Below are 24,945 nucleotides of genomic sequence, written 5' to 3'. Positions count from 1 at the left end.
AACGCTCGCGATCCCGGCATCCCGGCACGCCCGGGCCACGCGGACAGCGATTTCGCCACGGTTGGCGATGAGCACCTTGCGCACGATGGCTCCCTCCTTGAAACAAGCCGAGTTTAGGGACTGCCGACACGACCTTTCGACCCGTCCCCAGTGGTGAGCTTGCCCACACGGAGCGTGATGCGAGGCTCGCCCGATCCGCGAATTCCCTTGTCGCACCCCGGCACGCAGGAATCCTTCCCTGAACCCTAGCCCTCCGATGTGGTCAAGGTCTCTGTGACTCCGTGCTGCGGCCCACAACGTTTCTTTGTGGAGTCCCTACGAATGGCCCAACGATTCTTTGCCCTCGGCAGAACCCTTGTCCGGGGGTTTACCCGTTAGTAGCGTTCGGGATGTACGGAACGTACTTGGGGTAACAGCACACGGAAGTGGGTGGGGACCGGTGGTGCGCAGACCGGTGGCGTGGGTGGCGGCGATCGTGCTCTTCGTGGAGGCGATCGGCATCGGGCTGCTGAACTGGTTCCTCGGCGTCGTCGTCGACCGCCAGGACATGTCCCTGGCCGGCCTCGACTCGGACATGATGTCCGTGTCCTCGAAGGTCGGCGGCCTGGTCTTCGGCCTCTACTTCGCGGCCTGCGGCCTCGCCGCCCTGCTGGTCGCCCTCCGCGACCGTGCCCCGGGCCTCTTCGGCCGCATCCTGCTCATCAGTTCCGCCGTCGTGCACGGCCTGCTCGGCGCGTTCACGGTGGGCCTGGTGGGCTGGGGCGCCTTCGCCTTCATGATGGTGGTGCTCGCGCTGATCGTGTTCACCCTCATGGCGTACGACCGCCGGGAGGCCGCCGGCCCGGCCGACGCCGCCCCCGAGGACGGCAAGAACGGCGACAACGGAGGCGGAGCGCCGGTCACCGCTCCGCCCGCCCCGTCGGCCTCCTGATCACTTCTCCCCGGGCGTCCACAACTCCGTGATGCCGATGCCCAGTTCGGCCAGCAGGTGGCGCACCAGCGGCAGCGAGATCCCGATGACGTTGCCGTGGTCGCCGTCGATGCCGTCGATGAACGGGGCCGAGCGGCCGTCGAGGGTGAACGCGCCCGCCACATAGAGCGGTTCGCCCGAGGCGACGTACGCGGCGATCTCGGCGTCGGTCGGCTCGCCGAAGTGGACCACGGTGGACGCGGTCCCGGAGGCGTAGCGCTTGGCCGCCGTGTCGTAGATGCAGTGGCCCGTCTGGAGGGTCCCGGCCCGGCCGCGCATCGACTTCCAGCGGGCGGTGGCCTCCTCGGCGTCCGCGGGCTTGCCGAGCGCCTCGCCGTCCAGCTCGAGCACCGAGTCGCAGCCGATCACCAGCGCGCCCTGGACCTCGGGCTTCGCCGCCACGACGGAGGCCTTCGCCTCGGCCAGTGCGAGCGCGAGTTCGGCAGGGGTGGGCGCGGTCACGGCGTCCTCGTCGACCCCGCTCACGATCACCTCGGGGTCGAGTCCGGCCTGCCGCAGCAGGTTGAGCCGGGCGGGGGACTGCGAGGCGAGCACGAGGCGGCGGCGCGGCTGATCGGTCATGCGGTCAGGGTATCGGCGTACTTCACCCGATGCTGAGCACGGTCATCCGATGCCGATGACGATCATCGCGAGCACCATGGCCAGCGCCATGAGAACGCCCAGGCGCCGCAACATGACCTGCATGTCGCGGAGTTCCTTCGGGGGCTCGTTCTCCGGGTCGGACCACAGCATGTCTTCGATCGTGCGACGGCGACGGACCCGGGCGCCTGAGTACGCGTACTCAACTTACGTACGCCCCGTGTAAACGGGTCTGGGATTTCTTTAGCGGCTGAGTGCCTGCTACGGTCGTGGGCATTACTAAAGGAACTCCGGTCCCCTTTAGTGGGGGACCTTCGGGAGGGAACTGCCGTGTTCACCACCGCCTGGACCGCATCGCCCCAGCTCCCCAGCGAGGGCTTCACCCCCAACTGGTCGCGGGAGGGCTTCTGGCGCCAGTCGCTGCGCCAGGTCGTTCGCCTCACCGCGGGCGGCGACCGGATCCGCGTCCGGCTCTCCCACGCGTACAGCACCTCGCCGCTGCGGATCGCGGGCGCCACCGTGGCCCGTACGGGCGAAGGGGCCGCCGTCGAGGCGGGCTCGGTGCGGCGGCTCACCTTCGCGGGGGCCGCCTCGGTCGAGATCCCGGCGCGCGGACTCGTTGTCAGCGATCCCGTCGAACTCGCCCTGGAATCCCTGGAGTCGGTGACCGTCACCCTTCACCTCGACACCGTCACCGGGCCCGCGACCTTCCACGCGCAGGCCTTCGCGACGAGCTACCGGGGTGCCGGGAACCGCCTCGACGACATCGAGGGCCAGGGCTTCGCCGAGGCGACCGAGTCCTGGTACTTCCTGTCGGCCGTCGAGGTCGACGCGGGCGGCCGTACGGACGCCGTCGCGCTCTTCGGGGACTCCATCACCGACGGCTTCGGCTCGACCCCGGGCGCCAACCGCCGCTGGTCCGACGCGCTCGCCGAACGCACCGGCCGGCCCGTCCTCAACGCGGGCATCGGCGGGAATCTGCTGCTGGGCGACTCCGCCTGGTACGGCGAGAAGGGCGTCCACCGCCTCGGGCGCGACGTCCTCGACCACCCGGGCGTGGAGGCGCTCGTCGTGCTCCAGGGCCTGAACGACATCGGCTTCAGCGAAACGGACGAACAGCCGACGTACAAGCCCGCACCGGTCGTCGAGGCCGACGAACTCATCGACGGCTACCGGGAGTTGATACGGCAGGCGCGGGGACGGGGGCTACGGGTGATCGGCTCCACCCTGCTGCCCTTCGGCGGCTCCGACCACTGGGGCGAGCACGCCGCGAAGGTGAGCCACGAGGTGAACGAGTGGATCCGCGGCTCTGGGGAGTGGGACGCGGTGGTGGACCTGAACCGCGCCCTGGCCGACCCGGCCGACCCGGACCGGCTGCACCCGGCGTACGACTTCGGCGATCACCTGCACCCGAACGACGCCGGGTACGCGGTGATGGCCGAAGCCGTGGCGCTCCGCTTGGAGGACGGGATGGGAACTGCCGGCCGTTCGTAGGTGCGGGTTGCTGGTGGCTGGGCGCGCCCACGCGGCGGAGCCGCATATGTCACAGCCCCGCGCCCCTGTCGGGGCCCTCTGGCTAGCCGGGCCAGTACGTGCGGGTCCACGCCGTCGGGCCCGGCTGGGGCAGCCGGTGTGCGGCGATGCGGGCCGGGTCGGACCAGGAGTCCCGGGTCCCGGGCGCGCCGGACGGGGCGGGGGCCGCCGCCGCGGCGCGCACCCTGACCACCGCCAGGGCGGCGGCCAGCTCCTCGGGGGTCGGATTGCCCCGTACGACCTTGATCGTCATGTCTGCTCCCAAGAATGATCCGGGTCCACAGGGGTCTACAGGGGGATGTTGCCGTGCTTCTTCGGAGGGAGTGATTCCCGCTTGGTGCGCAGCTGACGCAGACCGCGTACGACGTGGGAGCGGGTCTGGGACGGCATGATCACGCCGTCGATGTAGCCGCGCTCGGCCGCCGTGTACGGGTTCAGCAGCGTGTCCTCGTACTCCTGGATCAGGCGGGCCCGGGTCGCCTCCTGGTCCTCGGCGGCCGCGATGGTGCGGCGGTGCAGGATGTTCACCGCGCCCTGCGCGCCCATGACGGCGATCTGGGCGGTCGGCCAGGCGAGGTTCAGGTCGGCGCCCAGGTGCTTGGAGCCCATGACGTCGTAGGCACCGCCGAAGGCCTTGCGCGTGATCACGGTGATCAGCGGCACGGTGGCTTCCGCGTACGCGTAGATCAGCTTGGCGCCGCGGCGGATGATGCCGGTGTGCTCCTGGTCGACGCCGGGCAGGAAGCCGGGCACGTCCACGAAGGTGATCACGGGGACGTTGAAGGCGTCGCAGGTCCGCACGAACCGCGCGGCCTTTTCGGAGGCGTCGATGTCGAGGCAGCCGGCGAACTGCATCGGCTGGTTGGCGACGATGCCGACGGGGTGGCCCTCCACCCGGCCGAAGCCGGTGAGGATGTTCGGCGCGAACAGCGGCTGCGTCTCGAAGAACTCGGAGTCGTCCAGGATGTGCTCGATCACCGCGTGCATGTCGTACGGCTGGTTCGCGCTGTCCGGCACGATCGTGTCCAGCTCGCGGTCCTCGTCGGTGAGGGCGAGGTCAGCCTCCTCCGGGAACACCGGGGGCTCGCTGAGGTTGTTGGACGGCAGGTACGACAGCAGCTGCTTGACGTAGTCGATGGCGTCCTTCTCGTCGCCCGCCATGTGGTGGGCGACGCCCGACACCGCGTTGTGCGTGCGCGCGCCGCCGAGCTCCTCGAAGCCGACGTCCTCGCCGGTGACCGTCTTGATGACGTCCGGGCCGGTGATGAACATGTGCGAGGTCTGGTCGACCATGATCGTGAAGTCGGTGATGGCCGGGGAGTAGACGGCGCCACCGGCGCACGGGCCGACGACCAGGCTGATCTGGGGGATGACACCCGACGCGTGCGTGTTCCGGCGGAAGATCTCGCCGTACATGCCGAGCGCGCTGACGCCCTCCTGGATGCGGGCGCCGCCGGAGTCGTTGATGCCGATGACCGGACAGCCGGTCTTCAGCGCGAAGTCCATCACCTTCATGATCTTCTGGCCGAAGACCTCGCCGAGGGCGCCGCCGAAGACGGTGAAGTCCTGCGAGAACACGGCGACGGGCCGTCCGTCGACCATCCCGTAGCCCGTGACGACGCCGTCGCCGTACGGGCGGTTCTTCTCCAGCCCGAAGTCGGTCGACCGGTGCCGGGCGAACTCGTCGAACTCGACGAACGAACCCTCGTCCATCAGCAGCTCGATCCGCTCACGGGCCGTCAACTTGCCCTTGGCGTGCTGCTTTTCGACGGCGCGCTCCGAGCCGGCATGCGTCGCCTCTTGGATGCGGCGCTGCAAGTCCGCGAGCTTGCCCGCGGTGGTGTGGATATCGGGGTGTTGCAGCTCTTCCGGCTCGGACATCGGGATGCGGCTCCCTGCCTGCTCTAGGGGGACGTGAGGGTGAGGTGCTCAGAAGGGGGGCTTGCTACTCATCCGTAGCGTAGTGGGGTGCCTACGGTTCGGCAGTGCGGCGTTTACCACACCTAGGGTGGGTTGCATGACGCCGCGAGATGCATCAGACGCGAACGACAACGCGAACGACAATCGGTGGTCCGACCTGGACCGTCCGCCGCTGAACGGGGCCTCCCTGCGCCGGGCGCTGGTCCGCGACGACGGGCTGTGGCGCGATGTCCGGGTGGTCCAGCGCACCGGGTCCACCAACTCCGACCTCGTCGCCCTCGCCACGGAGGAGAAGGCGGACGAGGGGCTCGTCCTCGTCGCCGAGGAACAGAACGCCGGACGCGGCCGCCTGGACCGCCACTGGACGGCGCCCGCCCGCTCGGGCCTCTTCTTCTCCGTGCTGCTGCGGCCCACCCAGGTCCCCGTCGAGCGCTGGGGCTGGCTGCCGCTGCTCACCGGCGTCGCCGTCGCGACAGGCCTCTCGCGGGCGGCCGGCGTCGATACGGCACTCAAGTGGCCCAATGACCTGATGGTGACTGTCGGTGACGAGGAGCGGAAGGCCGGGGGCATCCTCGCGGAGCGGGCGGGCGCCGACGCGGTGGTGATCGGCATCGGCATCAACGTCACGCTCCGCGAGGACGAACTTCCCGTGCCCGGGGCCGGCTCGCTCGCGCTGGCCGGCGCGGTGAGCACGGACCGTGACACCGTCCTGCGGGCCGTGCTCCGCTCCCTGGAGCAGTGGTACGAGCGCTGGCGCGGCGCCGGGGGCGACCCTGCCGCGTCCGGCCTCCAGGAGACGTACGCCGCCGGCTGCGCGACGCTCGGCCGCTCCGTCCGGGCCGAGTTGCCCGGGGGGCGGTCGATCACCGGGGAGGCGGTGGCCGTGGACGGGGATGGGCGCCTGGTCATCGCTACCGAGGCGGGTGTGCAGGAGCCGGTGGGGGCGGGGGATGTGGTCCATCTGCGGTCGGCGTAGGCGCGGGGTGGGCTTTTTCGCCCCCTCCGCCCCTACCCATCCCGTATCTGGGGGGCTTCGCCCCCCAGACCCCCCTATCGCGCTGACGCGCTCGTCCTCAAACGCCGGACGGGCTGAAACATTCCAGCCCCGTCCGTCGAAAGATTCAGCCCCTCCGGTGTTTGAGGAGCCGGGGCTGCGGCGGAGCTCAGCCACGGCGTCGGGAGTGAGCCAGCGCACACCTGCCGTAGAGTTGAGCGCGGTCGATACCTGACCGCGGCAGATCGGAAGGGCAGCAGGCGTGACCGTCGACGACACCGGCTCCGACACGGGTGCCCACCCCGCCCCCGACGGCGAGCCGGGCCGTACCGCCGGGTCGGCCACCGACGCGTCCCCCGCACGGACCGAAGCACCGGCCGAAGGACGCTCGGACACCCGGGCCCATGCCCGTTCGGACGCACGGACCGACCCCCGGTCCGACGCGAACGGTCGCGTGGACATGCACCCGGACGCCGACTCCGGAGGCGACCCGCTGGCGCTGCGCCTGGAGGGGCTCATCCTCGGTGCCGAGCGCCGCTACACCCCCTTCCAGGCGGCCCGCAGCGCGGGCGTCTCCGTTGAGCTGGCCACCCGCTTCTGGCGGGCGATGGGCTTCGCCGACATCGGGCAGGCCAAGGCGCTCACGGAGGCCGACGTGCTCGCGCTGCGCCGGCTCTCCGGCCTCGTCGAGGCGGGACTGCTCAGCGAGGCGATGGCAGTGCAGGTGGCCCGGTCCACCGGGCAGACCACCGCCCGGCTGGCCGAGTGGCAGATGGACTCCTTCCTGGAGGGGCTGACCGAGCCGCCCGAGCCGGGGATGACGCGCACCGAGGTGACGTACCCGATCGTCGAGCTGCTCCTGCCCGAGCTGGAGGAGTTCCTCGTCTACGTCTGGCGGCGCCAGCTCGCCGCCTCGGCCGGCCGGGTCATCCAGACCGCCGACGACGAGGAGATGGTCGACCGGCGCCTCGCCGTCGGCTTCGCCGACCTCGTCGGGTTCACGCGGCTGACCCGCCGCATGGAGGAGGAGGAGCTCGGCGAACTCGTCGAGGCCTTCGAGACGACCGCCGCCGATCTGGTCGCCGCGCACGGCGGGCGGCTCATCAAGACGCTCGGCGACGAGGTGCTGTACGCCGCCGACGACGCCGGCATCGCCGCCGAGATCGCGCTGCGCCTCATCGAGACGATGGCGAACGACGAGACGATGCCGGAGCTGCGCGTCGGCATCGCCTTCGGCACGGTGACCACACGGATGGGTGATGTCTTCGGCACCACCGTGAACCTCGCGAGCCGCCTCACGTCGATAGCGCCGCGCGACGCGGTCCTGGTGGACGGCGCCTTCGCGGAGGAACTCATCCACACCGGCGACGCGCCCGCCTCCGAGGCGGAGGCCGCCGAGGCCGCGGCCGCCGCCGAGAAGGAGGGCGAGGAACCGCCTTCCTACCGCTTCGCCCTCCAGCCGATGTGGCAGCGCCCGGTGCGTGGCCTCGGCGTGATCGAACCGTGGCTGCTCGCCCGCCGGGACGCCGAGTCCTGACGGGGTCCTGACGGCGTTCTAGCGGGCGTTCCAGCGGGCGGCGTCCGGGAGGGGGCCCTGACGGGGACCGATCGGCGCCGCCAGACCGTTCACGCAGATCCCGACGATCGGCACGCACACGCCCGACGGCTCGGGCTGCGGGGCCGGGGCGTGGGTGGTCGTGGTCGCGCTGGGGGCGGGCCGCGGGGTGGTGGGAGTGGTCGCGGCCGGGGGTGGTGTCGTCAAGGGCGCGGTGGGAATGCCGGTGGTGTCCGGCGTGTCGGTCGCGGGGGCGCTTCCGTGCGGTGACGGGATCGACGTCGGCGTCGTGGGTGACAGTGTCGGTACGACGCTCACGCCCGAGGTGGGTGTCGCGCTCGACCCACCCATCACGGTGGTCGCCGTGGCCGTCACGGGGTGTGCGGAGGGCACGGCCTCGACGGTGGTGACGGCGTTGCCCGCCGTGTCCGTAGCGGTTGCTGCCCCCGTCGGCTCGGCCTCCGCGCTCCCTCCACCCCCGATCACCGACTCCGGCGTCATCCGAACAAAGCTCAACACCCCCGCGGCGAGCGCGAGTCCACCCACGACGAAGAGCACCCGCCGCGGCCGGGGCCTACGGTGCCGCCCCCGGACGGGGCGCAGCCAGAGGGGAGCGGGGGCCGGGTCGGCGGGTCCCGTTTCGGCGAGCGCGGGCGCCCGCTCGGCGGGTTCCGTTACGGGGAGCGCGGGCTTCTGCCCGGCGGGTTCCGTCACGGGGAGCGCGGGCTTGCGCCCGGCGGGTTCCGCTTCGACGAGCCCGGGCGCCCGCTCGGCGCCGTCGCCCGACGAAGCGGTCACCGCGGGGCGGCCTGATGCGCTGCCGTCTCTCGCGGGGCCGACCGGCGCACCGCGTTCGCCCGCGCGCCCAGTCGTCTCGCTGTGGTCCGGTGTGGGATGCGCCGAGGTGCCGTCCGCCGTCCCGGGGGGCGTCGGCCACGCCCCTGGGGGTGTGCGTCGCGGTTCCGACCGGGGCTTCGTGGCCTGCGTTGTCTCTCGATTCGTCATGGTCGTCCCTCCCCAATGTGCCCGCGCCCCCCAATGCGCCGTGGCGGTGCGCAGGATATGTGCGGTTTGGGGTTGGCGGGCGGGAGTTGGGCGGGATGTCACTCGAACGGGGAGATGCCCGCGAAGGGGGTGGGTTTCGTCGGGCGGCGACGGCTGCGATGATCGGGGCGTCGGTAGTTAACCCGCGTTAACCGGGAGGGTGTCATGGCGGAGCAGGAGCGAGGGGACGAGCGGCGGTTCGGGGAGTTCGTCGTCGTACGGCGGCACGCGTACGTCGCGGAGCTCGCCCTCGACCGGCCCAAGGCCATGAACGCCGTGTCCACGGACATGGCCCGGTCGATCACCGGTGCCTGCGAGGCGCTCGCCGGTGACCGCGACGTACGCGTGGTCGTCCTCACCTCCACTCATGAGCGCGCCTTCTGCGTCGGCGCCGACCTGAAGGAGCGCAACTCCTTCACCGACGCCGACCTGGTGCGGCAGCGGCCGGTCGCGCGGGCCGCGTACACCGGTGTCCTGGAGCTGCCGATGCCGACTGTCGCCGCCGTGCACGGCTTCGCCTTGGGCGGTGGGTTCGAGCTGGCGCTGTCGTGCGACCTGATCGTGGCCGACCGTACGGCGGTCCTCGGGCTGCCCGAGGTGTCCGTCGGGGTGATCCCCGGAGGGGGCGGTACGCAGCTGCTGCCCCGCCGGGTCGGTGCGGCCCGTGCGGCCGAGCTCATCTTCTCGGCGCGGCGTCTGGAGGCGGCGGAGGCGCGGGAGTTGGGGCTCGTGGACGAGTTGGTGGACGCGGGGCAGGACAGGGCGGAGGCCCTCGCCCTTGCCGCCCGCATCGCCGCGAACTCGCCCGTGGGGCTGCGTGCCGCCAAGCGTGCGCTGAGGCTTGGTCAGGGGCTTGATCTCCGGGCGGGGCTGGAGGTCGAGGACGCGGCCTGGCGCTCTGTCGCGTTTTCCGGGGACCGGGCGGAGGGTGTGGCGGCGTTCAACGAGAAGCGTCCGCCGGAGTGGCCGGGGGAGTGATGTCGCCCCCGCCGCCCCTACCCATTCCCGTCCCCTGGGGCTGCGCCCCAGACCCCGCCAAGGGGCTCCGCCCCCTGGACCCCCTATCGGCCTTGACGGCCTCGTCCTCAAACGCCGGACGGGCTGAAAAATAGCCCCTCCGGCGTTTGAGGAGCGGGGTCTGGGGCGGAGCCCCAGGTCGGGAGGGGTAGGGGCGGAGGGGGCGAAAAACCCAACGCGGCGACCACCCCGGACCCCTGTTCGCCGTATCAATGTCCCTAAATGCCACAGTTTTACCTAGCCTGGAGTGATGGGTGAGGACAGACGGCTAAGGGCCGTGGTGGCGCTGGCGCAGGGGATGGCGGCGGCGCACACCCCGCGCGAGTCGTGGCGAGCCGCAGCGCTCGGCGCGTGCCACGCGCTGGCCGGAAGCTTCGCCGCGCTCTCCGTGTGGGAGCGCGAACTCGGCCGGCTGCGGGTGCTCGTCAACGTGGGGGAGCGGGCCGAGGACGAGGTCGAGTTCCCGGACGGGGAGGCCTACCCCGTGCACCAGTTCCCGGAGATCACCGAGTTCCTGCACGAACGCTGGGCGGGGGGCGGCGGACCCAACGCCTGGGTGGAGACGGCCGACGGCCCGGCGGGGGGTCCCGCCGGGTACTGCCACCAGCGCGTGGCCGCCCTGCGCCGACGCGGTCGCGCCTGCTGCGTCGTCGCCCCGATCGTGCTGCACGGCCGGGCGTGGGGTGAACTGTATGTGGCCCGCCCGTTCGGCGCGCCCGTCTTCGAGCGGGCCGACGCCGACTTCGCCACCGTCCTCGCCTCGGTCGTCGCGGCCGGGATCGCCCAGACCGAGCGCCTGGAGGAGGCCCGGCGGCTGGCGTTCACCGACGCCCTGACCGGGCTCGCCAACCGCCGCGCCGTGGACGTACGCCTCGACGAGGCCGTCGAGCGGCACAAGGGGGACGGGGTCGTCGTCAGCCTCGTCGTCTGCGACCTCAACGGGCTCAAGCGGGTGAACGACACCCGTGGGCACGCGGTCGGCGACCGGCTCCTCGAGCGGTTCGGGTCGGTGCTGTCCCTGTGCGGGGCCATGCTTCCGGGCACGCTCGCCGCCCGTCTCGGCGGTGACGAGTTCTGCCTGCTCGCGGTGGGCCCGGCGGCGGACGAGGTCGTCCGTGTCGCCGACGAACTCTGCCGCCGCGCCGCCGAGTTGGAGCTGGGGGAAGGGGTGGCGTGCGGGGTCGCCTCGACCGAGGATCCGATCGGGTCCGTGTCCTCGGCACGGCGGCTCTTCCGGCTGGCCGACGCCGCCCAGTACCGTGCGAAGGCCGTACGTGCGGCCAAGCCCGTCATCGCCGGGCGCGAGGGTCCCGACGATCCCGTCGTACGCCTCGCTGACGCTCCGTCCCGGGAAGAGGCGGGGGAGCGCCGTCGCTTCCGTGGGCGTCACGAGCCCCGCCCGTGACGGGCTCGCCGCGTACGCCTGGATCCGAAGGGGTCGTCCCGCCGCCCTGTGACGTACGTCGAAGTAAGGGGTAAACCGGCCACCCACTAGTGACATCATCGAATTCACTGCGTACGCTCCTGAATATGGATATGCACACTGTGGTGGTGGGGACGTCCGGGGTGACCGCGTCCGACGTTCTCGCCGTGGCGCGCCACGGCGCCCGGATCGAGCTCTCCGACGAGGCGGTGGCGGCCCTCGCCGCGGCCCGCGAGATCGTGGACGCGCTGGCGGCCAAGCCGGAGCCCGTCTACGGCGTCTCCACCGGTTTCGGCGCCCTCGCGACCCGGCACATCAGCCCGGAGCTGCGCGCCCAGCTGCAGCGCAACATCGTCCGCTCGCACGCCGCCGGGATGGGCCCGCGCGTCGAGCGCGAGGTGGTCCGCGCGCTGATGTTCCTGCGACTCAAGACCGTCTGCTCGGGGCACACGGGCGTGCGGCCCGAGGTCGCGCAGACCATGGCGGACATCCTCAACGCCGGGATCACCCCGGTCGTCCACGAGTACGGCTCGCTCGGCTGCTCCGGCGACCTGGCGCCGCTGTCCCACTGCGCGCTCACGCTCATGGGCGAGGGCGACGCCGAGGGCCCCGACGGCGTCGTGCGACCGGCCGCTGAGCTCCTCGCCGAGGCCGGCATCGCGCCCGTCGAACTGCGCGAGAAGGAAGGCCTCGCCCTCCTCAACGGCACCGACGGCATGCTCGGCATGCTGGTCATGGCCCTCGCCGACCTGGAGACGCTCTACAAGTCCGCCGATGTGACGGCCGCCCTCTCGCTGGAAGCGCTGCTCGGCACGGACAAGGTCCTCGCGCCCGAGCTGCATGCCATCCGCCCGCACCCCGGGCAGAGCGCCTCGGCCGCCAACATGCTGGCCGTGCTGAAGGGTTCGGGCCTCACCGGACACCACCAGGACGGTGCGCCGCGCGTCCAGGACGCCTACTCCGTGCGCTGCGCCCCGCAGGTCGCGGGCGCCGGCCGCGACACCCTCGCGCACGCCCGCACGGTCGCCGAGCGCGAGCTCGCCTCCGCCGTCGACAACCCGGTCGTGCTGCCCGACGGCCGCGTCGAGTCGAACGGCAACTTCCACGGCGCCCCGGTCGCGTACGTCCTCGACTTCCTCGCCATAGCAGCCGCTGACCTCGGGTCCATCGCCGAGCGCCGCACCGACCGGCTCCTCGACAAGAACCGCTCGCACGGCCTGCCGCCGTTCCTCGCGGACGACGCCGGTGTCGACTCCGGCCTGATGATCGCCCAGTACACGCAGGCCGCGCTGGTCAGCGAGATGAAGCGGCTGGCCGTACCGGCGTCCGCGGACTCCATCCCGTCCTCCGCGATGCAGGAGGACCACGTCTCCATGGGCTGGTCGGCGGCGCGCAAGCTGCGGACGGCCGTGGACAACCTGACCCGGATCGTCGCGATCGAGCTGTACGCCGCCACCCGCGCGATCGAGCTGCGCGAGGGCCTGACCCCCGCCCCGGCGTCGCAGGCGGTCATCGACGCCGTCCGCGCGGCCGGTGTCCAGGGCCCCGGCCCGGACCGCTTCCTCGCCCCCGACCTGGAGGCGGCGGACGCGTTCGTGCGCGGCGGTCATGTGGTGGCGGCGGTGGAGCCGGTGACGGGTCCGCTGGCGTAGTAGTCCTGAGCGCGGTCGTCCGTTGTGTGCGGGCCGGGGGTGCCCCGGCTCACACACAACGGCGTCGCCCGTGTGCCCCAGGGTGTGCTACGGTCTCGTTGATACGTTTTTGGTACCCATTTACTTTGTGCGCCTGATCGGAATCCTCCGCAGGCGCGTTTTGTTTTACCGGCATCTCCGGCTTTTCCCGGTGCATCTCCGGATGGGGCCCCTACCTATTCAGGAGAAAACAATGGCTACAGGCACCGTGAAGTGGTTCAACTCGGAAAAGGGCTTCGGCTTCATCGAGCAGGACGGCGGCGGCCCCGACGTCTTCGCCCACTACTCCAACATCGCCAGCTCCGGCTTCCGTGAGCTGCTGGAGGGCCAGAAGGTCTCGTTCGACGTCGCGCAGGGCCAGAAGGGCCTGCAGGCGGAGAACATCATCCCCGCCTGATTCGGGGACGCGCTTTTCCAGAGCCGGGACCCGCACCTTCGGGTGCGGGTCCCGGCTCGCGCTGTGAGTGCAGTGAGTGCTGTGCGTGCAGTCCGTGGGCCCAGGAAGGAAATCCAGATCCAGCATGACTCGATCCGAACGTCCCGTCCGTAAGCGGCCGGCGAATGCACGTGGCGGCGCCCAGGCAAGTGGCTCCGCGAGGAACGCGGGCCGCAACACCGGCCGGGGCGTCGGCAAGAGCGGTGCCCGCAAGGTCGCCCCGCCGCAGGAGTTCTCCCTGCCCGAGACGATCACGCCCGCACTGCCCGCCGTCGAGTCCTTCGACGCGCTGGACATGCCCGCCGCGCTGACCAAGACCCTCACGGCCCAGGGCGTCACCGAGCCCTTCCCGATCCAGGGCGCGACCCTGCCCAACTCCCTTGCCGGGCGCGACGTCCTCGGCCGGGGCCGCACCGGCTCCGGCAAGACGCTCGCCTTCGGGCTCGCTCTGCTGGCGCGTACGGCAGGGCGCCGGGCCGAGGCGAAGAAGCCGCTCGCGCTGGTCCTGGTCCCCACGCGTGAGCTCGCGCAGCAGGTCAACGATGCGCTGACGCCGTACGCGACCGCCGTGAACCTGCGCGTGGCCACGGCCGTCGGCGGTATGTCGATCAGCAGGCAGGCCGGTGCGCTGCGCCGCGGTGCCGAGGTCCTTGTGGCCACTCCGGGGCGGCTCAAGGACCTCATCGAGCGCGGCGACTGCGCCCTCGGGCAGGTCGCCATCACCGTCCTCGACGAGGCCGACCAGATGGCCGACATGGGCTTCATGCCGCAGGTCACCGCGCTGCTCCAGCAGGTCGAACCGGGCGGTCAGCGGCTGCTGTTCTCGGCGACGCTCGACAAGAACATCGACCGGCTCGTCCGGATGTTCCTCAACGACCCCGTGGTGCACTCCGTCGACCCGTCCGCGGGCGCGGTGACCACCATGGAGCACCACGTGCTGCACGTCGTCGACGAGACCGACAAGAAGGCCGTCGCCCTGCGGATCGCGGCGCGCGACGGCCGGGTCATCCTCTTCGTCGACACCAAGCGCGGCGCCGACCGCTTCACCAAGCGGCTCCTCGCCAACGGCGTACGGGCCTCCGCGCTGCACGGCGGACGCAGCCAGCCGCAGCGCAACCGCACCCTCGACCAGTTCAAGAACGGTCAGGTCACCGCGCTCGTCGCCACCAACGTGGCGGCCCGCGGCATCCACATCGACGACCTCGACCTCGTGGTCAACGTGGACCCGCCGACCGACCACAAGGACTACCTCCACCGCGGCGGCCGCACCGCCCGCGCCGGGGAGTCCGGCAGCGTCGTCACCCTCGTACTGCCCGAGCAGAAGCGCGAGATGACCCGGCTGATGGCGGACGCTGGCATCACCCCGCGCACCGCCCGCATCAAGTCCAGCGACGAGGAGCTGGCCCGCCTCACCGGCGCCCGCGAGCCCTCCGGAGTGCCGGTGGTCATCGAGGTGCCCCAGCCCGCCGAGCAGCCGAAGCAGCGGCCCAAGTCCCGGCGCGCGACCGGAGGAGGGGCCCGGCGTCCCTCGGGTACCGGTGCGGGGGGCGCGGCGGGCGGCACGGCCACCGGCCGCCGTAGCGGCGGCAACGGGGGTGCCACCAGCCGCCGTACCGACACCGGCGGCGGTGCGGGTGCCGCCCGCTCGGGCGGCCGCGGGCGCGCCCCGCAGCGCCGCACGGAACGTGGCGGCCAGGGCGGTGGCGGACGCAGGGCCGCGTAGGCGGAACCGGTGACCGCCGCGGGTGTACCGCGCCCCGAAAGGGGCGCGGGGAACTGCGCGACCGGCCACGAACTACCGGCAGATTCCCAACGGCCGCGTTACACCCGGACCGTCAGACGTTGCCCAAGAACCCCGGATCGACCGAGTCGAGCTTCAGGGCGAAGTCCCGGTGGAGGCTGAGGATTTCGGCCAGCGGCACCGCACGCCGACTGGTCGACATCAGATCCCGGCGGGCCTCCGCCGACCAGAGGAAGGGCACGACGGACAGCCCCTGCCTGCCGGTCAGCGCACCGGACTCCGCACGCCAGCCGGGCCACCGCAGCGTGTCGTAGAACTGCTCCGTGCCCTCGGTGAGCAGCCAGGTGAGCCAGGCCGCGTGCCCCACTTCGAGGGAATCCCAGCGCAGGGAGTCCGGCGCGAAGTACACGATCTCGCCGGGCCGTCCGGGACGGCCCGCCGCCTCCGGGTCGGGCCCGTTCATGACGAAGACCCCGCCCAGCACGTCGTGGCCGACGACGAGCCCGTTGAAGGGCCGCCAGGACGGATCGAACTGCCTGGGGAAGTCATTGACCTGGGCGAGACTGGGCAGCCCCGTCACCGCACCCGGTATCCCCGTCGACGTACCGGCGCCCGGGCTGCCGTAGATCCGCAGCCAGCCGCTGTCCAGCACCACGCCGCCGCAGTTGAGCACCATCCCGCCCAGCCAGGAGCGGGCGGTGATCTGCAGTTGGAGTAGCGTGGCGCGGCCCTGTGCCGGGTCGCCGGGCAGTACGTCCATGGACACCCCGCTGGTGGCGAGTGCCTCGGACAGGACCGGCCAGGAAGGTTCCTCGACATCGGTCAGCTCGGTCAGGTCTCGCATGGCTTCCCTGTGGGTTGTCCGGGCCGGAGCACCGTGCTCAGTAGGCCGTCGTGCGCTCGCGGCGCACCGAATAGGTGATGAATGCGGCGCCCAGGCCGAGGAAGAGGGTGCCGCCGACGACGTACGGCGTCGTGTCGACGCTTCCGGTGTCGGCGAGCTGGGTGTGCTCCCCTTCACCCGACTCCGTGCTCGACTCCGTTGACGTCGGCACCGCGTTGGTGGTCGTCGTCGCGGATGTTGACGCCGAGACGCTTGGCGTGGGTTCGTCCTGGGTCGCGTTGGCGGACGGGACGAACCACAGGGCTCCCAGAAGGGTCCCCGCGGCGGTGGCGGTCAACAACGATCGACGTGCGGCGGACACGAAATATCGATCCCCTTGTGGCGCTGGCGAATTGGCCGTGTGGGGCGATGCTAATGAAAGGCGCGGGTCGTGGGAAAGTCGCGCAACCCATGGGTCGTACGCTCCGTCCCATGAGTACTCCTGAGACATCACAGTTTGTACGGCTTCGTGTCGAACTGGTGCTGGAAGTCGACGACGCCGACGCCGTCACCAAGGCCGCGCTGCGCCGCATCGCCGGCGACGCCGGGATGCCGGCCGACGAGCGCACGCACGCCGAGAGCGCAGTGACGGAAGACACTGCCGAAGCCCTCGCGTATCTCGTGGATCCGTTCGACCTGGTCAGCGAGGTGCCCGGGATCGAACTCGCCCAGGCCTCCTGGAGCAGCGAGCCCATTGACTACGACCCCGATTCGCCGGATTGGGACCTCGACGAGGATGATGACGACGAGGACGACGAAGAAGTCGGAGTCGGCTGACACGCCTTGGGGAAATCGTGACCCCGGGCGGCAACCGCCGCCCGGGGTTTCCTCGTCTCAGCAGACGCACTGACCACCTCCGCACCACTCGGTCCACTTGGCTGGACGTGGTGTGCCCCACACATCCCAGGGGTGTGGAACGGGACGAACCGGTCGTAGCGTTGATTGTTCTTACGGGGCTCTCGTGTCTTTTGGGGATTCGGCAACGATGGAGAAGCGTGTGATGACGAACAGTAAGCGGCGCAAGCGTCTGATGACCGCGTCCGCACTGCTCGGCGGGGTGCTGGTGCTCTCTGCGTGCAGCGGAGGCGGCGACAAGGCCAGCGCATCGGACGGCGGCGACGGCACGTCGCAGGCCAAGGTCGACGAGGCGGCAGCCAAGAAGACCTCCGAGGCCCAGATCAAGATCACACCCAAGGACGGCTCCGACAACGCCTCCATCAACAACGCCGCCGCGGTCACCGTGAGCAAGGGCACGCTCACGTCCGTCACCATGCAGACCGCGTCCGGCACCGCCGTCGCCGGTCAGATATCCGCCGACAAGAAGAGCTGGAAGCCCTCCGTCCAGCTCGAGCGGGCCACCACGTACAAGGTCACCGCCGAGGCCAAGGACTCCGAGGGCCGCGCCGCCCACGAGAACGCGTCGTTCACCACGGTCTCCCCGGCCAACAGCTTCATAGGCAACTTCACGCCTGAGGACGGCTCCACCGTCGGCGTCGGCATGCCGGTCTCGATCAACTTCAACAAGGCGATCACGAACAAGGCCGCGGTGCAGAAGGGGATCACCGTCTCCTCCAGCAGCGGCCAGGAGGTCGTCGGCCACTGGTTCAACGCCAACCGCCTGGACTTCCGCCCCGAGGACTACTGGACCGGCGGCTCCACCGTCACCCTCAAGCTCAACCTCGACGGCGTCGAGGGCGCGAGCGGCGTGTACGGCGTGCAGCAGAAGACGGTCACCTTCAAGGTCGGCCGCAACCAGGTCTCCATCGTCGACGCCCAGACCAAGACGATGAAGGTCACCCAGGACGGCAAGGTCATCAAGACCATCCCGATCTCCGCGGGCTCCCCGGAGAACACGACGTACGAAGGCCAGATGGTGATCTCCGAGAAGTTCAAGGAGACCCGGATGAACGGCGCGACGGTCGGCTTCACCGACGACGACGGCAAGGGCGAGTACGACATCAAGGACGTACCCCACGCCATGCGCCTGTCGAACTCCGGCACCTTCGTGCACGGCAACTACTGGGGCGCCAAGTCCATCTTCGGCGCGGTGAACACCAGCCACGGCTGTGTCGGCCTCTCCGACACCAAGGGTGCGGGTGACCCGAACACCCCCGCCGCGTGGTTCTACAACCACTCGCTGATCGGTGACGTCGTGGTCGTGAAGAACACCGGCGACAAGACCGTCGCCCCCGACAACGGCCTCAACGGCTGGAACCTGGACTGGGCGGCCTGGAAGGCCGGCTCGGCCGTCTGAGGGACCTGAACCCGCCGAGGCGGCGGCAACCCCCACGGGTTGCCGCCGCCCTCGCGTTTCCACAGGCTTCTGTGACGGCGCACAGGTGAACTCCCGCCCCGCCACAGTCTTCTCATCGTTCTCTTATTTCGGCCTTATCCCATCATCACGCGCCGTACCTAGCTTGCGGCCCATGTTCTTCACCTACCTGAGGCGCGAACTGCGCCGCCGCAGAAAGGCGGCCCTCGTCGTCGCCTCCGGACTCGCCCTGGGCATCGCCCTGGTCATCGTGGTCAGCTCCGTCTCCTCGGGCATGGAGAGGGCGCAGGGCAAGGTCCTCCAGTCGCTGTACGGACTGGGTACGGACATGACGGTCACCAAGGCGGCGGCGCCCGCGGCGAGCAGCAGTGACCGCCCGCGCTTCAACTTCGACGCCCGGGACAGCGACTCCGACGCGGAGCAGAGCAGCGACCGCGTCATGGTCCAGGGCTTCCAGACCCTGGCCGCCTCGACCGTCGCCAAGGTCGACTCCCAGAAGGGCGTCGCGGACTCCGTCGGCGGGCTGAGCCTCCAAGTCATCCGGGTCAACGGCCAGTTCACGCGGGGTCAGTTCCAGCAGGACCAGAACGGCGGTGGCAACCAGCAGGGCGGGGGCCCGGGCGCCCAGCCGTCCCCGCAGGGCCGCGTCGAGGGCGGCGGCGCCGACTTCGACGTCAACAACTACTCGGTCTACGGCACCGACGTCACCAAGCCGGCCCTCGGCCCGCTGACCTCGTCGAAGATCACCAGCGGTCGTACGTTCAAGACGTCCGAGACCAACGCCAAGGTCGTCGTCGCCGACAAGTCCTACGCCAAGGAGAAGAAGCTCAAGGTCGGCAGCACCGTCACCATCAAGAGCGTCAAGTACAAGGTCATCGGCATCGCGACGCCGGACAGCGGCGACGCGGCGGCCAACCTCTACATCCCGCTCAAGCAGGCGCAGACGCTCAGCGACTCCAAGGACAAGGTCACCACGATCTACGTCAAGGCGTCCGACTCGCAGCAGATCAGCAGCGTCAAGAGCACCATCCAGAAGAACATCTCGGGTACGACGGTCACCACCTCCGCCGACCTCGCCGACACCGTCTCCGGCTCCCTGTCGACCGCCTCCAGCCTCGCCTCGAACGTCGGCAAGTGGCTGTCCATCGCGGTGCTCGTGGCCGCCTTCCTGGTCGCCGGTCTGCTGACCTCCTCGGCCGTCTCCCGCCGGGTGCGCGAGTTCGGCACCCTCAAGGCGCTCGGCTGGAAGTCGGGCCGGGTCACCCGCCAGGTCGTCGGTGAGGCCATCGTCAACGGTCTGGTCGGCGGCGCCCTCGGTATCGCGCTCGGCCTCGCGGGCGCCTATGTCGTCACCGAGATCAGCCCCACCCTGCAGGCGCAGGTCGGCAGTTCGGGCGGTGGCCCGGGCGGCGGTCCCGGCGGCGGTGGCTTCGGCGGTCCCGCCCGGCAGACCGCTTCCAAGGCCCTCGACGTCGCGCTCACCGCGCCCGTCAGCCTCAACACCATCGTCGTCGCGGTCGCCCTCGCGGTCACCGGCGGTCTGATCGCGGGCGCCTTCGGCGGCTGGCGCGCCTCCCGGCTGCGGCCCGCGGATGCCCTGCGCCGCGTCGAATAAGCCCCGCCCCCCTACGTACGCACGTATCCCAGGAGTTGCACCATGTACGAACTCAGAGGCGTCACCAAGCGCTATACGCGGGGCAAGGAAACGGTCGACGCGCTCGCCGGAATCGACCTCACCATCGGGGACGGCGACCGGCTTGTCATCCAGGGCCCCACCGGTGGCGGAAAATCCACCCTTCTCCAGATGCTCGGCGGGCTCGACCGCCCCACCGCGGGCAGTGTCGGACTCGACGGCACGGACATGGCGAAGCTTTCCGAGGCGAAGCTCACCAAGGTGCGCAGCGAAAACATCGGTTTCGTCTTTCAGAGCTTCAACCTGATTCCCACGCTCACCGCGCAGGAGAACGTGGAAACCGCCCTCGTACCCCTCGGTGTGAAGACCAAGGAGCGGCGCGAACGAGCCGCCGCGGCACTGGAGTCGGTGGGCCTGGCCGAGCGGCTCGGGCATCTGCCCGCCGAGCTGTCCGGCGGCCAGCAGCAGCGCGTCGCGATCGCCCGCGCCCTGGTCAAACAGCCGAAGGTACTGCTCGCCGACGAACCCACCGGAAACCTCGACGAGTCCATGCGCGACGAGATCATGGACGTACTGGAAGCCATGTGGAAGGAGCACGGGCTCACTTTCATCATGGTCACGCACGATTCCGCGATCGCGAAGAAGGCCCCGCGGCTTGCGACGATCCGCAAGGGCAGGATCACTGTCAAGGAGAACGCGGGAGCATAAAGGAGCACAAAAGGGGGAGCGCGGCAGCGTAGCGGAGCAACTCCGTCAACTCTTTACTGCCACCTCACTATTGGCGCCCCCTCACCCCCCGGGCATACTGCGTATTCCGGGGGGTGTACGCGCATGCGTACGGGACCTCCCCCGGCCGGATGAATGGGGATTTCATCCGGACCACATCTCCAGGGGGAGACTTGCGCAGACAAGTGAAAAGAGCGTGCGCGGCGACGATCGCCACGGCGGCAGCCGTGGCCCTGGCGGCGGGAATGACCAGCCCGGCGTCGGCGAAGGCAGAGCACGCGAGCAGCGCTTCCGCGGCCCGGCAGGGCAAGCTGACGGCCAAGCACCACATCACCCTCATCACCGGTGACCGAGTGGCCGTCGACGCCAAGGGCCGCGTCGTCGGCTTCGAACGGGCCAAGGGCCGCGCCCACATACCCGTGACGATCCGCAAGGCGGACGGCCACACACTCGTGGTGCCGATCGACGCCCAGCGCCTGATAGCCACCGGCAAGCTCGACCAGCGGCTCTTCGACGTCACCGAGCTCAGCAAGTCCCGCAACACGCAGAAGCGGGGTCTGAAGCTGATCGTCGGCTACAAGGGAGCCGCGACGGCCGCCAAGGCCGACGTCCGCGAGGCGGGCACGCTCCGCCGGACCCTGAAGTCCCTGAACGCGGACGCGGTGCTCACCCCGCAGCAGGACGCGGCCGAGCTGTGGAACGCGGTCACGGACAAGGGCGCCGCCGCCTCCGGTATCGCGCATGTCTGGCTGGACGGCGTGCGCAAGGCGAGCCTCGACAAGTCGGTGCCGCAGATCGGCGCCCCGAAGGCGTGGGCGGCCGGTTACAACGGCAAGGGCGTCAAGATCGCCGTACTGGACACGGGTGTCGACGCCACCCACCCGGACCTCAAGGACCAGGTGATCGCGGCCAAGAACTTCTCCACGTCCGCCGACGCGACCGACAAGTTCGGCCACGGCACGCACGTCGCCTCGATCGCGGCGGGCACGGGCGCGAAGTCGGGCGGCAAGTACAAGGGGGTCGCGCCCGGCGCGAAGATCCTGAGCGGCAAGGTCCTCAGCGACGACGGCTACGGAGACGACTCCTCCATCCTCGCGGGCATGGAGTGGGCGGCCGAACAGGGCGCCGACGTCGTCAACCTGAGCCTCGGCGGCGGCGACACCCCGGAGATCGATCCGCTCGAGGCCGAGGTCAACAAGCTCTCCGAGGAGAAGGGCATCCTCTTCGCGATCGCCGCCGGCAACGACGGCGACTTCGGCGAGCAGACCATCGGCTCCCCGGGCAGCGCGGCCGACGCGCTCACCGTCGGCGCGGTCGACGACAAGGACAAGCTGGCCGACTTCTCCAGCCGCGGCCCCGGACTCGACGGCGCCATCAAGCCCGACGTGACCGCACCCGGCGTGGACATCACGGCGGCCGCGGCCCCGGGCAGCCTCATCGACAAGGAAGTCGGCGAGAAGCCCTCGGGCTATCTGACGATCTCCGGTACGTCGATGGCGACCCCGCATGTCGCGGGCGCGGCGGCGATCCTCAAGCAGGAACACCCCACCTGGACGTTCGCCGAGCTCAAGAGCGCGCTGACCGGCTCCGCCAAGGGCGGTAAGTACACGCCGTTCCAGCAGGGTTCGGGCCGGATCGCCGTCGACAAGGCGATCAAGCAGTCCGTGCTCGCCGACCCGAACGCGGTGAGCTTCGGCGTCCAGCAGTGGCCGCACACCGACGACAAGCCGGTGACCAAGAAGCTCACCTACCGCAACCTCGGCAAGACCGACGTCACCCTGACCCTCACGGCGACCGCCACCAACCCCAAGGGGCAGGCGGCTCCCGCGGGCTTCTTCAAGCTCGGCGCCAAGACGGTCAAGGTCCCGGCGGGCGGCAAGGCCTCGGTGGACGTCACCGTCAACACCAAGCTGGGCGGCACCACGGACGGCGCGTACGCGGCGTACGTGACGGCCACGGGCGGCGGCCAGTCCGTGCGGACCGCCGCGGCGGTGCAGCGCGAGGTGGAGTCGTACGACGTCAAGCTGAAGTACCTCGTGCGGGACGGGCAGCAGCCCACCCACCTCACCAGCCTCGCCGCCTTCTCGGGGCTCGCCAACGGCCGGTACTTCTTCTCGCAGGGCACCGGGGCCACCGAGACCATCCGGGTGCCCAAGGGCAACTACATCCTGAGCTCCCAGCTCGTGAAGGACGTCGACACCCTGGAGGGGGGCCTCGACTGGCTGATCCAGCCCAAGCTGAGCGTCACCAAGAACCTCTCGGTGACGGTCGACCAGCGCACGGCCAAGTCCGCCGACATCACGGTGCCGGACGCTCAGGCCAAGCCCGTGTCCGCGCTCGTCTCGTACATGTACGAGCCCGCGGGCGTCGGTGTCGGAGTCGGCGCGGACTCCTTCCAGGACCTGCGGGTCGCGCACATCGGCCCGGCGGTCTCCTCCGGTCTGTCCCAGAGCTGGTCGGGTACGTGGACCAAGGGCGACGACGCCGAGTACGACATCTTCACCGGCGGCAAGGTCACCAAGCTGCAGGGCACGCACGTCAAGCACTACAAGGCGAGCGAGCTGGCCCATCTGAAGTTGAACATGGGGGCTTCGGCGTCCGGCAAGACGGGCGCGGTCACCGCGTACGGCTTCCTGCCCAACGACTTCTCGGCCGGGACCTCGGTCGAGCAGAAGCTGCCCGGCGCGCGCACCCTGTACCTGTCCACCGGTGACCAGGTCCAGTGGAGCTTCGACTTCGAGCAGTTCGGCGGCAAGGACGCCGACGGCTACCCGATCACCGACGCCTACTACACCCAGGAGGACGCGCAGACCTTCAAGGCGGGCAGGAACTACACGAAGACGTTCAACACCGGCGTCTTCGGCCCGAAGATCGGCGGTCTGTACGGCGTCTTCCGCGACGGCAGGTACATCAGCGGCTATCTGCCGATGTTCGCCGACGGACAGTCGCACGCCGGGGCGTCCCTCTTCACCTCGGTCAAGACGACCCTGTACCGCAACGGCACCAAGGTCGCCGAGACCGACGATCCGCTGGATGGCAGCGGGCAGTTCAAGGTGCCGGACGCGGACGCGGCGTACAAGCTGACCACGTCCATCAAGCGTTCCGTGAAGGTGGCCGCGGCCTCCACGCGGATCGACGCGAGCTGGACGTTCCGCTCCAAGAAGGTCGACACGGCGAAGCTGCCGGTCTCCACGGCCCGCTTCGGCGCGGCCCTCGGCCTGGACAGCCGTGGTCCCGCCGACCAGAAGGTCACCATTCCGGTCACCGTCCAGGGCGCGGCCAAGGGCGCCAACCTCGCGTCCCTGTCCGTGTACGTGTCGTACGACTACGGTCAGTCATGGACCAAGCTGGACGTCAGGAACGGCAAGATCACCTTCAAGAACCCGGCGAAGGGCAAGGGCATCTCGTTCCACGCCAAGATCGCCGACAAGAAGGGGAACAAGTCGACGATCTCGATCTACAACGCCTACTACGGAAAGTGACGTTGACGTAGTGAGGCGCTGGTGATCGTTTTTCGCTGAACGCTGACACGACGCGACGGCCCGTCGGAAGGAGAGCTTCCGACGGGCCGTCCGTGTTTGTGTGGGGGCATGACCGCTTCGACTGTCGAATACATTCGCTACCGGATTCCCGAAGAACAGTCGGCGGAGTTCCTGGCCGCCTACACCCGGGCCGCCGCCCAGCTCGCCGCGGCCCCGCAGTGCGTCGACTACGAACTCGCGCGCTGCGAGGAGGACTTCGAGCACTTCGTCCTGCGGATCACCTGGACGTCGACCAAGGACCATGTGGAGGGCTTCCGCACGTCGGATCTGTTCCCCGCCTTCCTCGCGGAGATCCGCCCCTACATCGGCAACATCGAGGAGATGCGCCACTACAAGCCGACGTCGGTACGGGGCTCGGGCGCCTCCGTGCCCACCCTCTACGCCTGGGCGGGCGGCGCCGAGGCCTTCGCCCGCCTGACGGAGGTGTTCTACGACAAGGTCCTCAAGGACGACCTCCTCGCTCCGCTCTTCGCGGACCTGGCCCCCGAACACGCCGCCCATGTCGCCCTCTGGCTCGGCGAGGTCTTCGGCGGCCCGCCGGCGTACTCCGAAACCCAGGGCGGCCATGGGCACATGGTCGCCAAGCACATGGGGAAGGGGATCACCGAAGCCCAGCGGCGTCGCTGGGTGAACCTCTTGCAGGACGCGGCGGATGACGCCGGTCTTCCGACCGACGCGGAATTCCGCTCCGCGTTTCTCGCGTACGCGGAGTGGGGCACACGGCTGGCCGTCTACTTCTCCGGCCCGAACGCCACCCCTCCCGGAGATCAGCCAGTACCCAGGTGGACGTGGGGGGCCGCACCGCCGTACCAGCCGTGAGAAGCGTGTTTTCGCCCCCTCCGCCCCTGCCCGTCCCGTCCCGGGGGGGGGGCGCCCCCCCCCCCCCCGGGGGCGGGGGGGGGGGGGGGCGCCCCGCGGCGGGGGGGGGGGGGCGGGCGCCCCCGCCCCCCCCCCCCCCCCCCCCC

At 70.4% G+C, this 24,945-nt stretch carries 23 protein-coding genes; 15 read left to right on the top strand and 8 right to left on the bottom strand.

Going from position 1 to position 24,945, the window contains the following annotated elements:
• On the bottom strand, positions 1–84 hold an 84-nt coding region (locus ACFY0T_RS49105; protein ID WP_355335748.1), incomplete at its 3' end, for a biotin carboxylase N-terminal domain-containing protein.
• Positions 85–439: 355 nt separating this feature from the next.
• Between ACFY0T_RS49105 and ACFY0T_RS49100 the strand changes: the two genes are divergently transcribed.
• The gene (locus tag ACFY0T_RS49100; protein ID WP_388885446.1) at positions 440–931 is read left to right on the top strand and encodes a hypothetical protein; all 492 of its coding nucleotides are present in this window, start codon (positions 440–442) and stop codon (positions 929–931) included.
• On the opposite strand, the gene ACFY0T_RS49095 is transcribed toward ACFY0T_RS49100, so the two are convergent.
• On the bottom strand, positions 932–1,552 hold the full coding sequence (locus ACFY0T_RS49095; RefSeq protein WP_388885443.1) for a Maf family protein: 621 nt from the start codon (positions 1,550–1,552) through the stop codon (positions 932–934).
• A gap of 42 nt (positions 1,553–1,594) precedes the next feature.
• Complete coding sequence (mmpB, locus tag ACFY0T_RS49090; protein WP_388885440.1) at positions 1,595–1,723, bottom strand: morphogenic membrane protein MmpB; 129 nt, start codon at positions 1,721–1,723, stop codon at positions 1,595–1,597.
• 177 nt (positions 1,724–1,900) lie between these two features.
• On the opposite strand from mmpB, the gene ACFY0T_RS49085 reads away from it, so the two are divergent.
• Entirely contained in the window at positions 1,901–3,064 is a 1,164-nt protein-coding gene (locus tag ACFY0T_RS49085) for an SGNH/GDSL hydrolase family protein (RefSeq protein WP_388885437.1), read from the top strand.
• A gap of 82 nt (positions 3,065–3,146) precedes the next feature.
• On the opposite strand, the gene ACFY0T_RS49080 is transcribed toward ACFY0T_RS49085, so the two are convergent.
• Both ACFY0T_RS49080 and ACFY0T_RS49075 read right to left on the bottom strand, forming a co-directional pair.
• The gene (locus ACFY0T_RS49080; protein ID WP_388885434.1) at positions 3,147–3,356 is read right to left on the bottom strand and encodes an acyl-CoA carboxylase epsilon subunit; all 210 of its coding nucleotides are present in this window, start codon (positions 3,354–3,356) and stop codon (positions 3,147–3,149) included.
• 35 nt (positions 3,357–3,391) lie between these two features.
• Positions 3,392–4,984, bottom strand: a complete 1,593-nt coding sequence (locus tag ACFY0T_RS49075; protein ID WP_388885431.1) for an acyl-CoA carboxylase subunit beta — start codon at positions 4,982–4,984, stop codon at positions 3,392–3,394.
• A 136-nt stretch (positions 4,985–5,120) separates the two neighbouring features.
• On the opposite strand from ACFY0T_RS49075, the gene ACFY0T_RS49070 reads away from it, so the two are divergent.
• Together ACFY0T_RS49070 and ACFY0T_RS49065 are read left to right on the top strand one after the other, a co-directional pair.
• On the top strand, positions 5,121–5,999 hold the full coding sequence (locus tag ACFY0T_RS49070; RefSeq protein ID WP_388885428.1) for a biotin--[acetyl-CoA-carboxylase] ligase: 879 nt from the start codon (positions 5,121–5,123) through the stop codon (positions 5,997–5,999).
• 478 nt (positions 6,000–6,477) lie between these two features.
• Positions 6,478–7,554 (top strand): adenylate/guanylate cyclase domain-containing protein, encoded by a 1,077-nt coding sequence (locus tag ACFY0T_RS49065; RefSeq protein WP_388885452.1) that lies wholly within the window; start codon positions 6,478–6,480, stop codon positions 7,552–7,554.
• An 18-nt stretch (positions 7,555–7,572) separates the two neighbouring features.
• Here the strand turns inward: ACFY0T_RS49065 and ACFY0T_RS49060 are convergent, their stop codons facing one another.
• Entirely contained in the window at positions 7,573–8,370 is a 798-nt protein-coding gene (locus ACFY0T_RS49060) for a hypothetical protein (RefSeq protein ID WP_388885425.1), read from the bottom strand.
• A 411-nt stretch (positions 8,371–8,781) separates the two neighbouring features.
• Here ACFY0T_RS49060 and ACFY0T_RS49055 point away from each other — a divergent pair, with 411 nt between their 5' ends.
• From ACFY0T_RS49055 to ACFY0T_RS49035, 5 genes are all read left to right on the top strand, one after another.
• Positions 8,782–9,594, top strand: a complete 813-nt coding sequence (locus ACFY0T_RS49055; protein ID WP_388885422.1) for an enoyl-CoA hydratase/isomerase family protein — start codon at positions 8,782–8,784, stop codon at positions 9,592–9,594.
• Between the two features lie 289 nt (positions 9,595–9,883).
• Positions 9,884–11,038: a diguanylate cyclase domain-containing protein gene (locus ACFY0T_RS49050; protein ID WP_388885419.1), complete on the top strand. Its 1,155-nt coding sequence runs from the start codon at positions 9,884–9,886 to the stop codon at positions 11,036–11,038.
• Positions 11,039–11,169: 131 nt separating this feature from the next.
• A complete protein-coding gene (gene hutH / locus ACFY0T_RS49045; protein WP_388885449.1) occupies positions 11,170–12,708 on the top strand; it encodes a histidine ammonia-lyase in 1,539 nt (512 codons plus the stop codon).
• Positions 12,709–12,940: 232 nt separating this feature from the next.
• Positions 12,941–13,144 carry a cold-shock protein gene (locus ACFY0T_RS49040; protein ID WP_028803001.1) on the top strand — a complete coding sequence of 68 codons (204 nt, stop codon included), beginning with the start codon at positions 12,941–12,943 and terminating at the stop codon, positions 13,142–13,144.
• A 124-nt stretch (positions 13,145–13,268) separates the two neighbouring features.
• Complete coding sequence (locus tag ACFY0T_RS49035; RefSeq protein WP_388885415.1) at positions 13,269–14,906, top strand: DEAD/DEAH box helicase; 1,638 nt, start codon at positions 13,269–13,271, stop codon at positions 14,904–14,906.
• Between the two features lie 112 nt (positions 14,907–15,018).
• Here the strand turns inward: ACFY0T_RS49035 and ACFY0T_RS49030 are convergent, their stop codons facing one another.
• Together ACFY0T_RS49030 and ACFY0T_RS49025 are read right to left on the bottom strand one after the other, a co-directional pair.
• Entirely contained in the window at positions 15,019–15,768 is a 750-nt protein-coding gene (locus tag ACFY0T_RS49030; RefSeq protein ID WP_388885412.1) for a DUF2625 family protein, read from the bottom strand.
• 37 nt (positions 15,769–15,805) lie between these two features.
• Positions 15,806–16,129, bottom strand: a complete 324-nt coding sequence (locus ACFY0T_RS49025; protein WP_388885409.1) for a hypothetical protein — start codon at positions 16,127–16,129, stop codon at positions 15,806–15,808.
• Positions 16,130–16,218: 89 nt separating this feature from the next.
• Here ACFY0T_RS49025 and ACFY0T_RS49020 point away from each other — a divergent pair, with 89 nt between their 5' ends.
• From ACFY0T_RS49020 to ACFY0T_RS48995, 6 genes are all read left to right on the top strand, one after another.
• A complete protein-coding gene (locus tag ACFY0T_RS49020) occupies positions 16,219–16,584 on the top strand; it encodes a hypothetical protein (protein ID WP_388885406.1) in 366 nt (121 codons plus the stop codon).
• Positions 16,585–16,807: 223 nt separating this feature from the next.
• Positions 16,808–18,061, top strand: a complete 1,254-nt coding sequence (locus ACFY0T_RS49015) for an Ig-like domain-containing protein (protein ID WP_388885404.1) — start codon at positions 16,808–16,810, stop codon at positions 18,059–18,061.
• A gap of 172 nt (positions 18,062–18,233) precedes the next feature.
• Positions 18,234–19,694 carry an ABC transporter permease gene (locus tag ACFY0T_RS49010; protein ID WP_388885401.1) on the top strand — a complete coding sequence of 487 codons (1,461 nt, stop codon included), beginning with the start codon at positions 18,234–18,236 and terminating at the stop codon, positions 19,692–19,694.
• A gap of 42 nt (positions 19,695–19,736) precedes the next feature.
• Positions 19,737–20,420 (top strand): ABC transporter ATP-binding protein, encoded by a 684-nt coding sequence (locus ACFY0T_RS49005; protein ID WP_388885398.1) that lies wholly within the window; start codon positions 19,737–19,739, stop codon positions 20,418–20,420.
• 149 nt (positions 20,421–20,569) lie between these two features.
• Positions 20,570–23,920: a S8 family serine peptidase gene (locus tag ACFY0T_RS49000; RefSeq protein WP_388885395.1), complete on the top strand. Its 3,351-nt coding sequence runs from the start codon at positions 20,570–20,572 to the stop codon at positions 23,918–23,920.
• Between the two features lie 108 nt (positions 23,921–24,028).
• Complete coding sequence (locus ACFY0T_RS48995) at positions 24,029–24,799, top strand: group II truncated hemoglobin (RefSeq protein ID WP_388885392.1); 771 nt, start codon at positions 24,029–24,031, stop codon at positions 24,797–24,799.
• Positions 24,800–24,945 lie beyond the last annotated feature (146 nt).

This window comes from Streptomyces sp. NPDC001530 (assembly GCF_042894545.1).
Classification (GTDB): domain Bacteria; phylum Actinomycetota; class Actinomycetes; order Streptomycetales; family Streptomycetaceae; genus Streptomyces.
Note: the sequence above shows the minus strand (reverse complement) of the source record. Positions and strands in the feature narration are given on the sequence as shown.